This is a genomic window from Paenibacillus solisilvae (assembly GCF_042656405.1).
In the GTDB taxonomy this organism is placed as follows: Bacteria; Bacillota; Bacilli; order Paenibacillales; family Paenibacillaceae; genus Paenibacillus_Z; species Paenibacillus_Z solisilvae.
This window is the reverse complement of the sequence record NZ_JBHSOW010000041.1, coordinates 1-13,190: the sequence shown is the minus strand read 5'-3', so window position 1 is coordinate 13,190 and position 13,190 is coordinate 1. Positions and strand designations below refer to the sequence as shown.

Below are 13,190 nucleotides of genomic sequence, written 5' to 3'. Positions count from 1 at the left end.
GGGGCACCGGGCTCCGGTTTTGGGGTTTTGCTCCCGTGGTGCTCCGCACCAAAGTCGCCAAACCCTCAAAACCTCCGCGGCAGGTTTTTAGTGCGTGCAGAACAAACCGGGTTGTTTCCGGTTTGGGAGCTCTTGCTCTTGTGGCGCTTCGGCACCAAAGTCGCTTAAACCCTCAATACCTCCGTGGTCGGTTTTTAAGTGCGTGCAAACCGGGATTGGCTCCGGGTTTGAGGCTTTTTGCTCCCGTGGGGCTCCGGTTTTGGGGTTTTGCTCCCGTGGTGCTCCGCACCAAAGTCGCCAAACCCTCAAAACCTCCGCGGCAGGTTTTTAGTGCGTGCAAACCGGATTGCCTCCGGTTTGGGAGCTCTTGCTCTTATGGCGCTTCGGCACCAAAGTCGCTTAAATCCTCAACAACTCCGTGGTCGGTTTTTAAGTGCGTGCAAACCGGGATTGGCTCTGGTTTTGAGGCTTTTTGCTCCCGTGGTGCTCCGCACCAAAGTCGCTCAAACCTCAAATCCTCCGCGGTACGGTTTTTAGTGCGCTTTAACCCGGATTAGCTCCGGGTTTGAGGCTTTTTGTTCTCATGGTGCTTCGCACCAAAGTCGGTTAAACCGTCATACTGACGTGGGAGTTTTAACTCAAATTCTGCAGATCTTCCCTTTCAATCTGCTCGTAAACTCGCTAATCGTTATTCCCATATGTTTAGGTTTTGAACTCTCTGTGCTTGGCATCATCATCAATCTACCCCTTAGTGCCGGAGCTGATCTTCGGCGCAGCATTGGAGGTGTTAACGTGAATATTGTGGTTTTACTTAAGCAGACGTTTGATACGGAGGAAAAAGTCGAGCTGGTAAACGGGGCTGTTGCGGAGCAAAGCGTGAAATTCATTATTAATCCCTATGACGAATACGCGCTTGAAGAGGCGCTTCGTATACGCGAGGCGCATGGCGGGAACGTGACCGTTCTCTCCTGCGGACCGGAGAGAGCTGCCGAAGCTTTGCGGACGGCGCTGGCGATGGGTGCAGACGAAGCGGTGCTGCTCTCCAATGAAGGGCTGCCGGAGGATGGTCACGCGATTGCGGCTGCACTCGCTGCTGTTGTTGATCAGCTTCAGCCAAACCTCTTGTTGGCCGGGCTGTTTGCCATTGACCGGGGTGCCGGAAGCGTTGCGCTTCAAATCGCTGAGAGGCTGGGACTGCCTCATGCAGCAGCCGCGGTGAAGCTGGAAATTCAAACCGGCGGTGCAAATGGCGGGAGCACTGCCGTTGTGGAACGGGATACGGAGTGGGGCGTGGAAACGGTAGAAATACCCCTTCCTGCACTGGTGACTGCCCAGCAAGGACTGAATGAACCGCGCTATCCTTCCCTGCCCGGCATTATGAAGGCCAAGCGCAAACCGCTGCGGCAAGTATCCGTTGCTGAGCTCCAGCTCGCAGAGAGCGACTTGGCGCCGCGGACGGAGCGGGTTTCCTTGGCCGCACCGCCAGCGCGGGCAGCAGGCAAGAAGCTCGCCGGCACGCCGAGCGAACAGGCCGCAGCGCTCGCGGAGCTGCTGCAGAGCGAAGCGAAGCTGTTCTGAAGCGGATATCTCATTCGAAGGAGGACTGAGAAGAGATGAGCGATACTCTCAATCGGACCGCACTCGTGTATGCCGAGTGCGCGGACGGGAAGCTGCGGCGCGTTGCGCTGGAAGCGCTTGGCGCCGCCCGGCGGTTAGCCGGGGACGGCGCTGTGCACGCCGTCCTTGCCGGCAGCGGGCCGGCGGCCGCGCTGGCCGAGGCGGCCGCCGAGCTCGCCGCCCGGGGGGCAGGGGTCGTCCACGTCATCGACGACCCCGCCCTTGCGCGCTTCGCGCCGGAGGCATTCGCCGCCGCAATCGGCGCGGCCGCGGCCGCGGTGCAGCCGAGCATCATTGTGCTCGGCCACACCGCAGCGGGGCGCGAGCTCGCGCCCCGCGTGGCCGCCGCGCTGCATGGCGGCCACGTCGCGGATGTCACCGCCATCGAAATTACCGATGGCGGCGGCGACGCGATCTTCACCCGCCCGCTCTACGCCGGCAAGGCGTTCGAGCGGCTGCGCTTTCTCCCGGGCGCACCGTGGATTGTAACGGTGCGCCCCAACAATCTGCCCGTCGCGGAGCCGGTTCCATCCGGCAGCGAAGGCACGATATCGGCGCTGCCCTACACCGCGCCGGCCTTATGGACCACCGTCCGCAGCATCGTTGGCAAAGCCAGCGGACGGGCGGATCTCGCCGAGGCGGACATCATCGTCGCCGGCGGCCGAGGCGTTCGCAGCGCGGAGGGCTTCGCGCCCCTCGAAGCGCTCGCCCAGGTGCTGGGCGGCGCAGTCGGCGCCTCGCGCGGTGCTTGCGATGCCGGCTACTGCGATTACGCCCTGCAAATCGGGCAGACCGGCAAGACGGTGACCCCCAAGCTCTACATCGCCTGCGGGATTAGCGGAGCCATCCAGCACCTTGCAGGGATGAGTCAGTCCCGTGTCATCGTAGCGATCAACAAAGACCCCGACGCCCCCATTTTCGGCGTAGCCGATTATGGAATCGTCGGGGATCTATTCGAGGTCGTGCCCCGGCTGACCGAGCAGTTCCAGCGTATTCTTGCTTAATCACATTAATTAGGGCAGCTGAGCAACGGAGCTTTGAAACCGTCCCCAGCCGCCCTTTTCCTTTTGGATTAATGGCCTTTAAAATCAATCTCCAAGAACCGGCTTACTTCCGGAACCCAGCGTCCCTCGACGAAATCGACGTGTACAGGGTGAACATTATAAGCGTCATACTCCGCTTGATCCGCGAATTCCATCGAGAATCCGTAGTCATAATCATTTTTGGGACTCACCTGATCGAACACCTTGAAGTTCTTGACCACTGGAATCGATGTCAATAACCGCTGACCATCCGCCAGGAATTGATTGGCTTCCGCAGAACCCACGGCATGCTTTAAACAGAAAATAACCATATGCTGTATCGATGTGCTCACTAAGTCAACCTCCATTATACTTTTGCTTATTTTGTTTACTTCTTGTCTTGCCTGACATTCAGGCTCTATTTCTTCCTGCACTTCATCTTACATGCCCGTCATGCCCGTCCTACTATTCTCAGTTTAGCGGTCTTCCCGCGATCATTCAACACATAAAATAATAAACCTAGAATCGGCAGCAGACCCAGGAGCCCGTATCCGGCCGCTTTCCCTTGTCTCTTGCAATCCTGATAGATTGCGTATACCGCCAAGAAGGTCAGTACGCCCAGATCGATCGTCATCACATGCACAAACTGCGAACTGCTGTATGCCTCAGAATAGGCGGCGGGATCCCCTGCTGCCAAACCCTGGATCGTCAGCCCGGCTGCGAGCAGCATGAGCACAACGAATGTTATTCTACTCACCAGCAGCCGCAGCAGCAAACGCGGTATACGGCGGCTTCGCCCTTGCGCCCCGAACGGATGAAGCCAATAATAAGGCAGCAGCGCAAACACTCCGAATCCGAAGGACAGCAGTACAAACGGTCAGGCAGGAATTTCCCGGTCATCCGTCGGCAGCAGCAGACAGGCAAAGGCCAGCGGATAAATACCGAGCAGATAGAAAACCATCATGATCGATGGGTCAACCTTATCCATTTGGAAGGTAAATATGTTCCCCAGAAGAGGATCATCCATCCCACGCTCTCCCGGCGCAAGCAGAAAAGCGTAGATCACGAATAGAATCCAGATCGATAACAGTACCAAGCGCATCCACAATCACTCCTTTGTCCGGCAGAGCCGCCCTTAGCGATTGACCTTGAGCAGGCTCTATATAAGGTTAATAGACTTAAATAACGCCTATTAAACCCCGCATGGACAAATAATGAACCTTCGTGCAGCTGACTTCTATTATGTATCGCCGTCCCACTGTACGCTGGGAGCAGCCGGCGGTGCAGACGCAGAAATGCTCCGCCTGCTTCCCTATCGGCAGAGCCGATTACTTGGATTTACCAGTCAGACTGAGGAACGTCTCTTCATCTGCGACAGCATACAGCCTCGCGTCACTTGGAATAGCCGTCGTCAATTTGCGGTTGATCCCGAGGTCGCCCCGATCCGAGATGAGCGTCGCTCCCCTGAGAAGGAGATCCTGAAAGGCATCCCCGTATGTCTTCCACTCCTGTTTTACAGGAATCTCATAGATGTCATCGCCATGCTGACGGCTGAGCAGCTGGTTGAACACCTCTGAATTTCCTTGTTGAAGCGCAGCCCGCACCGCTAACCTTGAAATGGCATCATGGGAGAGAACAAATTCATTCACCTTTACATGCTGGAAGTTCTGGACATGCTGATCCTGCGTAATCTCCACCGTGGTGTGGATATTGGGAGCGAATCTCTCGATGCTTGAAGCGATAAGCAGCGTCTTCCCATCAACCAGTGCCGGCTCGTCGATCCGAGCATCCGCAAAGATAATCGCTGCCCTGGCTTCCTTCAGTTTCGCCCTTTCCAGAACATCCTGCAAAGACGGATCACCGCTGATAAAATGCACTTGATCCTGATGCGCAAGCGGATGCCTGTCTGATTCATCAATCAGCACAATGCTCGGCGCCGGTGAATAAGATAGAATTTCTTCAACCGCATATTGTGCCTTCTTGCTCCAATTGATGATGATAATATGGTCTTTGCCTTGGAACTTCAATTGACCTGCCTCCTTCTTTCTCTGTATATCTGCAACGGAATCGATAATTTTCCCTATGACGACGCTCAGCAGACCGATACCGAAGATATAGAGGAAAATCGTAAAGAGTTTTCCGATCACAGTCTTCGCGAAGAAATCCCCATAGCCAACCGTAGCCATTGTCGTCAAGACCCAGTACAGGGCATTAAACCACGTCTGAAAGGTAGAAGGCTCCAGCCAGTAAGCGATGCTGGCGCTTCCCAGAATGAAGATCAGTATAACTGAGCCGAGCGCCATTTTTCTTAAACGCACGGCTTTCAGCACCAGTCTCATAAAAAAATACAAATTATTCTCTCCTTCCTATTGGATTCTAGTACTTTCTATAATAGGATATTTTTATGGACCGCAGCGAAACCGAAACCGAATCGGTCACCACGCGTATTGATGTGTAAACTAATAATCAGGAGGCAACAAAATGTCCATATTTAAACGTCTTAGAGACCTGACCCTCTCCAATGTGTACGCCCTAATCGAGAAAGCTGAAGATCCGATCAAATTGACGGATCAGTATATCCGGGATATGACCGAGGATCTGGAAGATGCGGAGAAAGCAGTCGCTTCCCAAATCGCGCTGGAGAAGAAATTCAAACAGCTTTACGAAGAACAGGCTGCGCTCGTTCAGAAACGGACAGAGCAGGCTCATACGGCAGCGAAAGCACAAAACATCGATTTGGCCCGCCGCGCCCTTGAAGAGAAGAACAGCGCAGAGCAGAAGATGAATGAATACCAAGCCTCATATTCGCAAAATCAGCTGCTTGCCAACAACCTTCGCGAGAAGCTCAGCGATATGCGCAAGCAATTAACCGACATCAAGAACAAACGCGAAACGTTAAGCGCCCGTTACCAAGCGGCTAAAACGCAGACTGAAATCAACAAAGCCTTAAATGGTTTCGGAGCGGATTCCGCTTCTGCGGGACTGAAGCGCATGGAAGAGAAAATGCTTCAAATGGAAGCACAGGCCGAAGCAAGCAACGAGCTTTATAACTCCAAAGGCAAATCGCTCGACGACGAATTCGCTGAACTCGGGAAGAACGATAAAGTTGAAGATGAGCTGGCTGCCCTGCTCAAGCAATACGATAAAACAAACTAGGATGTCTAATCGATGAGTCTATTTAAACGGATTAAGAATATGATGAGCAAGCCGGAGCCTGCTGCAGCGCCGCGCAGCATTCTGACTCTTGGCCCTGGCGATGTATGCGACGTTTCGCTTGTCACCTACCAGGTAATCGGACGTACGCAGAATGCGCGCCGCAGAAGCGTTGTTCTGACGTTGCAGGATGGGGCTTCAATCAGCTACCTGCTGATTGAAGAACGCGAGCAAACCGTATACTCCCTCTACAAACCGATTGATGGACGGCTTGATTCCATCGAAGAAGTCCCGATGACGCTCGAAATGGATGACCGGGTCTTCCATTTGGAGGAGCAGTATTCCGGGTTCATCGTCACCGTCGGCAAAACTCCGTTCATGAGCGGCGGCGAGCAATCGGTTTGGCAGTATCAGTCCGATGATATGAAGCTGCTGCGCATTGAATGGCTGGATGGCAGGTTTATGCTGTATGAGGGCGAAGATGTGCTGCCCGCTGACGTACAAGTGATTAGAGGCAGTTAAGGAAGAACAGCTGCCTTCCCCGAAAATAGAGGCTTCCGTACCGGGCAATCGGTATGGAAGCCTCTTTGACTTATGTATGATCAGATAATAAGACTGCTGATTGCAAAGCTTGTGCCGATGAAAACACAGCATAATAGAATGCCTACCGCTACATTGCCCTTTTGCAGATGCTCCGATATTTTGAGTCCCGGCGTTACAAGCTCGAAGATCCAATACGCGGCAACGAGAATGACATACCCGACAACGAACCACAGCATCATAAACCAGATCGAGGTATTCGTATAAGCGGCAACGCCAAGCACAATGGCCGTCGCGAGGAACTTCCCGCCGAGTGCGAGCCCCACGGCAGTATTGCCCTTCTTTAGCTCCTCCAGATCCTTAAACGGAGTCATCAAACTGAAGATAAACATGCCAAGCAGCTGCAGTACGATAATAACGGCAACACTTACTACGATATTAATAACGATTGTCATTTAGCCCACCCCCGGAATTTTGCATAAACTGAATCATAGTCTCCGAAGTCATGCACTTCTTCGAGCAAGACTTTTACTTTCTTTTGTTTCTCTAACGCCGTATAACGTTCATCACTGATCGGCTGCTTGATCCGATTGCCCGAAGGTAAGGTGAGAACAGCGAAATTACGGGTTTTTCCCTGATTGGTGGTCTTGTATACCCCGACTAAATCCACTTCCGACTCCAGGGAGATTTTCAAATTAGACAGATCCGCCTGCGCGCTCTTTTGATCTTTATAGGATTTCAGCGTGTTCCATGAGGAGAGCTGAATTTGGTTGCGGTTATTGGCATCCGTCGTCATCTCGGCGTCCATATACTGCAGTGTCCACACGGCATCACCCGTGGCGTAATTGCCGTCATTGGGAACCAGGGTGTTATCCGGGAGAATCGTCATGTCGCTGCCGATGATATCGCCAACTTTACCTTCCACGACCCGGTAATCCCAAGGTACCCGGGAGATATCTGAATCCGGGGACGCGCTTGTGCTCGTGCTGAACACAGAAGGCTGGTTCGATGCGCATGCGCTTAGGAATAAAGCGAGCATGGCGGCGCAGAACAAATACTTAATAGCTTTCATTTATAACACTCCTACCGCGATAAAATGGCTTGAATTACCGGTTATTTGCCCGCCTGCTCTTCCGAGCAGTCCGCATGGCTTTCCGTTAATAACGAACATCCCCGTAAGCAGATGCAGCTCACCGGCAGCCGTTTCGATACGTGCCAAGTCGGCTCTCTTCTGATAGACCAAGGGAAAGAAGGAACTGGTATCGAAGCCTTCATCGTCCTCTATCTCAAGCTTACCTCCGTCATCGAACAGCTTGACGGAGCCGCCCTCGCGTCCAAACATCGATTTGGATACAAAGTCTCCTTCGAATACCGGCTTATTATACGTAGGAAGCATGTAGCGTTCGATGGCCTCCCGCTCCTCTGCATCAAACAGCAGGCCCAGCTCATATAAGCCCCATGCCGCAGCTTGAAGTCCTTTGGACTGCAGCAGAATGCTGTGCAGCGGGTTGAACAGCTGTACATTTCCTGTTTCCATAGCATAGGCAAGCGCTTCGCCCCCGTCGTCATAGGCCATCCATTCTTTCGGATATAGCGCGAACAAGCGGTGAATGATGCGGTCGTCCTGCTCTTTTACAATTCCTTCATCTACCCAAAGGTCCAAGCAATCCACGCATTTGACATTCAGCCTGCTGTGTTTGACCAAGGCTTCAATCGTGCCGGAATCCTCCAAATGGGTCCCATAAGCGATACAGGCCGCCGTATCCGGTTGATCTTCCGCCCAGGCAGCAGCAACTAAATCCGCCATCTCTGCATTCGGGGAATCAAGATCGGCAAGCCCGCACAGCCATGGCGTTACAACCGCAGATTCCACGTAGCCCGTTGGCGTGTCTGCGTTGAGCTCCAGCATCTTGATCTGATCCTCTTGCGTGATCGAGAAATCAAATCTGGCATAACGGCTGATAAGTCCTTGGGGCGGCAGCGGCAGCTGATCAATTAAGTCCCATAATAAATGCGGAATTCCGATTAAATCATACAAATCCCTCTTGCCGATTACATAGCGTACAGTCTTATCCAGAATGAGCCAGAGCTGTCCGGAGGCCCGCTCAAGCTCCTCGTATATATCCCGGCGCAGCCCTACGATTTGGTCGATCCAATAGCTTTCATCTTCCAGGTCGGCCCAAGTAAACCCCATCTCCCTCAGCTGCTCCACTCTGCCGGCCCGGTCCGGGTCCGGCTCTCCAAGCACCTGGAATACGCCGGTCGTCATCCCCCGAAACCTCCGGATGAACGTGAGCTGCTGGATGAAGAGGACTTCGATGAAGATGACGAAGAACTGAATCCGCTCGAATTGCCGCCAATTCCGCCCGGCTTAGACGAAGTCGATCGTCTAGTGATGGAACCCGTCGAACTGGATGTTTTGGGAGCTACAGCCGATCCTGCAACCGGTTTGCTCTGGAAAGCTCCGCTGGAGTAGGTCTTCGGCTTATATCGGGTGCTGCTGTTCGGGTAATAGGATGGATGTGAAGAAGACCATGATCTGGATGAATAGGAATATCCGTTGTTGAACAGCAGATGATAAAGTAGGAGATCATCCCATCCGAAGCCGGATGAGGTATTAATAATCGTTGTTCCTCCGGAACCGGTGCCTGTTGTACCTTCAGTCTGCGTGGAGGCTGCCGGCGTTTCCCCGTCTTCGCTAATGGGAAGACTCCAATCGATAGCGGGATCATAGTACTGCTTCACTTCTTCTGTGGACCATTTCACCAGCTTCGGACCGCTTTCATCCGCAGCGCTCCCCGTCCCCGGTATGAGAGCGACATTCGCCAATAATGCGATGCCGAGCGAGGTCGATAGAATGCGCAGCGGCTTTCCATCTTTGGTAAAAAGCTTATTCCTAAGCTGTTCTTCCGGCTTATCTTCCTGTTGCATATCCAAATCTCCCATCTCGATCAGTCGTTATTCATCGGAACAACCAATAGTTCCAGCTTCCCAGTGTCCACATTCAATTTACCTTCAATAGTTTGGTACTCCTGCCCGCTAACATGCAAATAATTCACATGCTGCAAAGAGGCGATCATGTTGGCGTCCCATGTCCGTTCATCTATCAGCTTCAATTCGCCATTCGGCTGTTTCTCATACATAATGACGATCATCCCGTTATTCACGATGTTTGCATTCCTCTCTACAATAAATTACTCTCTGCATACGAAAATATGAATGTATCGTTTCAAATTACTGTCATTATACACTAGAATTTGTGATACTAGTGCATGAAATTATATCGGGCTCCCCGGCTGCCTGGCAATAGAAATAAGCTCCCCCTATATTACTGGAGAAGCTCTTTTTTCATACCTATCTTATTGCAGATCCTTGCCGGCTGCCTCGAAAGCCTCAATCGCAGGACGCGGATCATTGCAGGTCAGCAGCGTAACTCCGCATTCCAGCGCATAAGAGACCTGCTCGCTTGTATCCGGACAATAACACCAGGCAAGAAGCCCTCTGTTCCGGGCAGCCTGCACCTTGTCCGCGGTTAACGCATTCATGGGAAATGCAATCGCCCACATTTTGGAGTAGGTGCCTTGCTCGCCGGGTTCGAAATTCGACATCGCCTCCCTCTCGAAGCCCTGTGTCCTCACTTGATACTCATCATGAAGATAAGCCAGGATGGAAGCGTCGAAGCTGGTGAATACGCACCGCGCAAGATAACCGCAGGTCTTCAACGTCTCAATCGCAAGGTCCGCCACTTGCTTCGCATGCTTGCTCGGCTTGATTTCAACATTCAGCAGAAGACCCGGGTATTCGCCCAAAAACTCACAGAGCTCTTCGAGAGTCGGTATGCGCAGCCCTTCAAACTCCGCTCCAAGCCAGCTGCCTGCATCGAGCTGCTTAAGCTCTGCCAGCGTGAAGCCGCTAACCGGACCCTCGCCGTCCGTCGTACGGTTTACGGTCTCATCATGAATGACAACGACCGCGTTATCCTTGGTTAGGCGAAGATCAAACTCCAGCATATCTACGCCCAAGTCCAGCGCCTTCTCAAACGCGAGCAGCGTATTCTCCGGATAGACAGCCTTGAATCCCCGATGTCCGGCAACGATTAATGACGATGAATCGGCAAGAAGATCGATCATGATTCGTTCATCCTTTCCCAGCGGCTCTCTTAACCAGCCAAAATACGTTCCGCTTGTTTCTTGAAATTCTCCAACGAAGATTGAATATCCTTGCCGTCATACATGGTCGCTTCAATAACGGAGTTAAATTCTTTCGCGATCTCCGGCCAAGCAACGGATTTATTCGTATCCACCGCATACTGAAGCTGATCAACCGCCTCTATTTTATTTGGAGTAAATCGCAATCCCTTCTCGTTTCAGCCATCCGGAACGCTTCCAGAATCGATTGCCGATTTCGTTGTCTGCGACAACGAATAAATGACATTTCATAATACCAGCCTGCTGCAGCTGCTTCAAGCTCAGCTCCACCAGCTTACTCCCAATGCCCAGCCCACGCATCTCGGGGTTAACCGCAGCATGGTAAATGAATCCCCTACGGCCGTCATGCCCGCATAGAATCGTCCCCTGCAGCATCCCACCCACCGTACAAACGAAGCTCAAATCAGGATTGCGCTCCAGATAGCTTGCAATTGCGGACTTCGAATCCGCCTCGCTAAGAACCATTCCCTCTGTCTTGGACCATAGTGCGAATGAAGCCTCGTAGTCATCAATCGTCATTTGCCTATAGTTTATTTCCACAGCCGTTCAACCCCCGCGAGCACATTCCCTTGGAAATCCAATCGATAGATATCCGGCATTGTTGTGCTTTCCCAGAATGTAAAATCATATGCCTTGTCATACTGATTGAGGATTATTGTCAACATATTCCCATGTGTACCCATCACGATCGTTTGCCCCCGATACTGCTCGAGCAGATCTTTGATGACCGGCATCGCCCGTTCTGCTGCCTGCCTTGTCGTCTCCCCGCCGGGGTAGGCAAAATCCGGATCAGAGAAGGATCGCTTGATGGCTGCGAGCCGCTCCTCGTTAGGCACTTCCTGTTCAGGGCTTGTGATCAGCCGCTCACGCAGTCCTTCAAAGGTTAGAATCTCAAGCCCCCGCTCATCTGCGATGCCCTGAACGGTCATTATTGCTCTCCCAAAAGGACTTGAAACCACGACATCTACGCGGATTTCATTCATGATTGCCGTAACTTGGCGAACGGCTTCTTGTCCTTGTTCCGTTAATCCCCGAGTTCGTTCCGCTCCTGATACATAAAGAGATTCAGCATGGCGAATCATAAATAATTGCGTTGTCATCGCGGTATCCTCCTCAACGTAAATGATTATAATCCATTTCTTGACTTAACAGAACCGCTGGTTCAAGCTAAACAAATACGGGGATTCACTCTTTAGATACTCTTTAATTGGAGGCGTGGTGCAGCGATGCTCAAACATTATCGGCTGGACAATAAACGAAGTGTTTCATTGGACGGGTACGATCCGGAGGATACCGCTGATTTCAAGGAAAAGGAAGAGGTTCAAGAACTCTTCGATAAGCTGAAAGAGCAGCTTCAGGATGAACAGGAGAAGCTGTATGCCAGTAAAACCAATGGCGTCCTGATCCTATTCCAGGGTATGGATTGCAGCGGCAAAGACGGCGTTATCAAGAAGGTGCTCGCCGGACTGAATCCGCAGGGTTTTCGGGCGGAGAGCTTCAAGCAGCCGACGAGCGACGAGGCGGCCCACGACTTCTTATGGCGGACCCATAAGGTAACACCTCCTAAAGGATTCATCACGGCCTTCAACCGATCCTATTACGAGGAAGTTCTGATCACAAAGGTTCATAAGCTGATCGATCAGAAGGAAACGGACAAGCGCCTGAAGCATATTCAACATTTTGAGAAGCTGCTTACGGACAGTGGAATTCTGCTCATCAAGATATTCCTGCATATATCACCGGATTTCCAGCTGGGTAAAATCAAAGAACGCATGGAAAACCCCGAGAAGCTGTGGAAGTTCGATCCGGGCGATCTGGAAGAGCGCCGTTATTGGAAAGATTACATGAAGGCTTATCAGGATGCGTTCAAATCAACGGCGACCAGCCGAAATCCCTGGTATGTCGTCCCGTCGAACAACCGCTGGTTTCGCGATTATCTGACGCTGAAGATCGTTACAGCGGCCATTAAAGAACTTAATTTGACCTATCCGGAGGTCGATATGACGAAGTTCGGCTCCCTTCACGAGACTGACACCGAAGGTGGCAGCGGCCAGTAACGACGACCTTAGTCTGTCCGATCCGGAGCGTCGATGAGGAAGTTCAGCGCGCTTAACGAGGCCGACAACGAGGATAGCAGCGGCCAGTAACGAGTATGCAGCTAGCTTGTTTGCAGATGAAATGGTAACTTCTACATCTATTGCTGTCACCAACCGATTCGATTTCACTCCCAAGAATTAGAGCAGCCTCAGACTGAATCTCAATCTGAGGCTGCTCTAATTACTTTAACTAACCAATATATTTAAGCGATTATGTTAGCTGCAGCTGCTCACATCCTCTTGTGCTCGGGTATCTGCACCACTCGCGCTGATTAACCGCTCGATTCCAATGGTCACTTGCAGGAGGACACAGAAACAATGACGCCACTTCTGCTTAGATGCGCAGCAGCAGCCCCCTTGTGAGACTTCTATGCGCCTCCATTTTAGGCAAATCCTCGGACCTATACTGGATTTTATACAGTTGTTTTACCCGCCGTGGCTCATGTTCGAAGCTATACTGGTTTTTTCCAGTTAAATTCACCGGATTTGAGCTTATGTCAATATAGTAGACACAACTTTATGAAACCTGGAGTTGCTCGTAATAGCTTTTTTCG

18 protein-coding genes are annotated in these 13,190 nt (G+C 52.0%); 5 read left to right on the top strand and 13 right to left on the bottom strand.

What is annotated here, in order from left to right; genetic code table 11:
- Positions 1-792: 792 nt before the first annotated feature.
- Together ACFPYJ_RS11640 and ACFPYJ_RS11635 are read left to right on the top strand one after the other, a co-directional pair.
- A complete protein-coding gene (locus ACFPYJ_RS11640; protein WP_379188304.1) occupies positions 793-1,578 on the top strand; it encodes an electron transfer flavoprotein subunit beta/FixA family protein in 786 nt (261 codons plus the stop codon).
- A gap of 35 nt (positions 1,579-1,613) precedes the next feature.
- Entirely contained in the window at positions 1,614-2,621 is a 1,008-nt protein-coding gene (locus ACFPYJ_RS11635) for an electron transfer flavoprotein subunit alpha/FixB family protein (protein WP_379188303.1), read from the top strand.
- Between the two features lie 68 nt (positions 2,622-2,689).
- Here ACFPYJ_RS11635 and ACFPYJ_RS11630 read toward each other — a convergent pair whose 3' ends face one another.
- From ACFPYJ_RS11630 to ACFPYJ_RS11615, 4 genes are all read right to left on the bottom strand, one after another.
- The gene (locus ACFPYJ_RS11630) at positions 2,690-2,971 is read right to left on the bottom strand and encodes a Dabb family protein (RefSeq protein ID WP_379188370.1); all 282 of its coding nucleotides are present in this window, start codon (positions 2,969-2,971) and stop codon (positions 2,690-2,692) included.
- A gap of 119 nt (positions 2,972-3,090) precedes the next feature.
- On the bottom strand, positions 3,091-3,486 hold the full coding sequence (locus ACFPYJ_RS11625) for a hypothetical protein (RefSeq protein ID WP_379188302.1): 396 nt from the start codon (positions 3,484-3,486) through the stop codon (positions 3,091-3,093).
- A 30-nt stretch (positions 3,487-3,516) separates the two neighbouring features.
- Entirely contained in the window at positions 3,517-3,741 is a 225-nt protein-coding gene (locus tag ACFPYJ_RS11620; RefSeq protein WP_379188301.1) for a hypothetical protein, read from the bottom strand.
- Between the two features lie 226 nt (positions 3,742-3,967).
- Positions 3,968-4,990: a potassium channel family protein gene (locus ACFPYJ_RS11615; protein ID WP_379188300.1), complete on the bottom strand. Its 1,023-nt coding sequence runs from the start codon at positions 4,988-4,990 to the stop codon at positions 3,968-3,970.
- Positions 4,991-5,120: 130 nt separating this feature from the next.
- Between ACFPYJ_RS11615 and ACFPYJ_RS11610 the strand changes: the two genes are divergently transcribed.
- Positions 5,121-5,795 (top strand): PspA/IM30 family protein, encoded by a 675-nt coding sequence (locus ACFPYJ_RS11610; protein ID WP_379188299.1) that lies wholly within the window; start codon positions 5,121-5,123, stop codon positions 5,793-5,795.
- A gap of 12 nt (positions 5,796-5,807) precedes the next feature.
- Positions 5,808-6,314, top strand: a complete 507-nt coding sequence (locus ACFPYJ_RS11605) for a DUF4178 domain-containing protein (RefSeq protein ID WP_379188298.1) — start codon at positions 5,808-5,810, stop codon at positions 6,312-6,314.
- An 80-nt stretch (positions 6,315-6,394) separates the two neighbouring features.
- Here ACFPYJ_RS11605 and ACFPYJ_RS11600 read toward each other — a convergent pair whose 3' ends face one another.
- The 9 genes from ACFPYJ_RS11600 to ACFPYJ_RS11560 form a co-directional block, all read right to left on the bottom strand.
- Positions 6,395-6,787 carry a DUF350 domain-containing protein gene (locus tag ACFPYJ_RS11600; protein WP_379188297.1) on the bottom strand — a complete coding sequence of 131 codons (393 nt, stop codon included), beginning with the start codon at positions 6,785-6,787 and terminating at the stop codon, positions 6,395-6,397.
- Entirely contained in the window at positions 6,784-7,404 is a 621-nt protein-coding gene (locus ACFPYJ_RS11595) for a signal peptide protein (protein WP_379188296.1), read from the bottom strand. The genes ACFPYJ_RS11600 and ACFPYJ_RS11595 overlap by 4 nt, the downstream gene beginning before the upstream one ends.
- Positions 7,405-8,601 (bottom strand): glutathionylspermidine synthase family protein, encoded by a 1,197-nt coding sequence (locus tag ACFPYJ_RS11590; RefSeq protein WP_379188295.1) that lies wholly within the window; start codon positions 8,599-8,601, stop codon positions 7,405-7,407.
- Positions 8,598-9,263, bottom strand: coding sequence for a hypothetical protein (locus ACFPYJ_RS11585; RefSeq protein WP_379188294.1), 666 nt, complete (start codon positions 9,261-9,263; stop codon positions 8,598-8,600). The genes ACFPYJ_RS11590 and ACFPYJ_RS11585 overlap by 4 nt, the downstream gene beginning before the upstream one ends.
- Positions 9,264-9,283: 20 nt before the next feature.
- Entirely contained in the window at positions 9,284-9,499 is a 216-nt protein-coding gene (locus tag ACFPYJ_RS11580; protein ID WP_379188293.1) for a hypothetical protein, read from the bottom strand.
- 192 nt (positions 9,500-9,691) lie between these two features.
- The gene (locus ACFPYJ_RS11575; RefSeq protein ID WP_379188292.1) at positions 9,692-10,462 is read right to left on the bottom strand and encodes a glycerophosphodiester phosphodiesterase family protein; all 771 of its coding nucleotides are present in this window, start codon (positions 10,460-10,462) and stop codon (positions 9,692-9,694) included.
- A 29-nt stretch (positions 10,463-10,491) separates the two neighbouring features.
- A complete protein-coding gene (locus tag ACFPYJ_RS11570) occupies positions 10,492-10,686 on the bottom strand; it encodes a hypothetical protein (RefSeq protein ID WP_379188290.1) in 195 nt (64 codons plus the stop codon).
- Positions 10,667-11,080 (bottom strand): GNAT family N-acetyltransferase, encoded by a 414-nt coding sequence (locus ACFPYJ_RS11565; protein WP_379188289.1) that lies wholly within the window; start codon positions 11,078-11,080, stop codon positions 10,667-10,669. Before ACFPYJ_RS11565 ends, ACFPYJ_RS11570 begins: the two co-directional genes overlap by 20 nt.
- A complete protein-coding gene (locus ACFPYJ_RS11560) occupies positions 11,071-11,640 on the bottom strand; it encodes a histidine phosphatase family protein (protein WP_379188288.1) in 570 nt (189 codons plus the stop codon). The genes ACFPYJ_RS11565 and ACFPYJ_RS11560 overlap by 10 nt, the downstream gene beginning before the upstream one ends.
- A gap of 126 nt (positions 11,641-11,766) precedes the next feature.
- Between ACFPYJ_RS11560 and ACFPYJ_RS11555 the strand changes: the two genes are divergently transcribed.
- Positions 11,767-12,597, top strand: a complete 831-nt coding sequence (locus ACFPYJ_RS11555) for a PPK2 family polyphosphate kinase (RefSeq protein WP_379188287.1) — start codon at positions 11,767-11,769, stop codon at positions 12,595-12,597.
- Positions 12,598-13,190: the final 593 nt, after the last annotated feature.

Coding starts and splice junctions, on each gene's coding strand:
- ACFPYJ_RS11595 (WP_379188296.1), bottom strand. CDS start 7,404: ATGAAAGCTATTAAGTATTTGTTCTGCGCCGCCATGCTCGCTTTATTC.
- ACFPYJ_RS11630 (WP_379188370.1), bottom strand. CDS start 2,971: ATGGTTATTTTCTGTTTAAAGCATGCCGTGGGTTCTGCGGAAGCCAAT.
- ACFPYJ_RS11620 (WP_379188301.1), bottom strand. CDS start 3,741: ATGCGCTTGGTACTGTTATCGATCTGGATTCTATTCGTGATCTACGCT.
- ACFPYJ_RS11590 (WP_379188295.1), bottom strand. CDS start 8,601: ATGACGACCGGCGTATTCCAGGTGCTTGGAGAGCCGGACCCGGACCGG.
- ACFPYJ_RS11600 (WP_379188297.1), bottom strand. CDS start 6,787: ATGACAATCGTTATTAATATCGTAGTAAGTGTTGCCGTTATTATCGTA.
- ACFPYJ_RS11555 (WP_379188287.1), top strand. CDS start 11,767: ATGCTCAAACATTATCGGCTGGACAATAAACGAAGTGTTTCATTGGAC.
- ACFPYJ_RS11635 (WP_379188303.1), top strand. CDS start 1,614: ATGAGCGATACTCTCAATCGGACCGCACTCGTGTATGCCGAGTGCGCG.
- ACFPYJ_RS11560 (WP_379188288.1), bottom strand. CDS start 11,640: ATGACAACGCAATTATTTATGATTCGCCATGCTGAATCTCTTTATGTA.
- ACFPYJ_RS11610 (WP_379188299.1), top strand. CDS start 5,121: ATGTCCATATTTAAACGTCTTAGAGACCTGACCCTCTCCAATGTGTAC.
- ACFPYJ_RS11575 (WP_379188292.1), bottom strand. CDS start 10,462: ATGATCGATCTTCTTGCCGATTCATCGTCATTAATCGTTGCCGGACAT.
- ACFPYJ_RS11585 (WP_379188294.1), bottom strand. CDS start 9,263: ATGCAACAGGAAGATAAGCCGGAAGAACAGCTTAGGAATAAGCTTTTT.
- ACFPYJ_RS11605 (WP_379188298.1), top strand. CDS start 5,808: ATGAGTCTATTTAAACGGATTAAGAATATGATGAGCAAGCCGGAGCCT.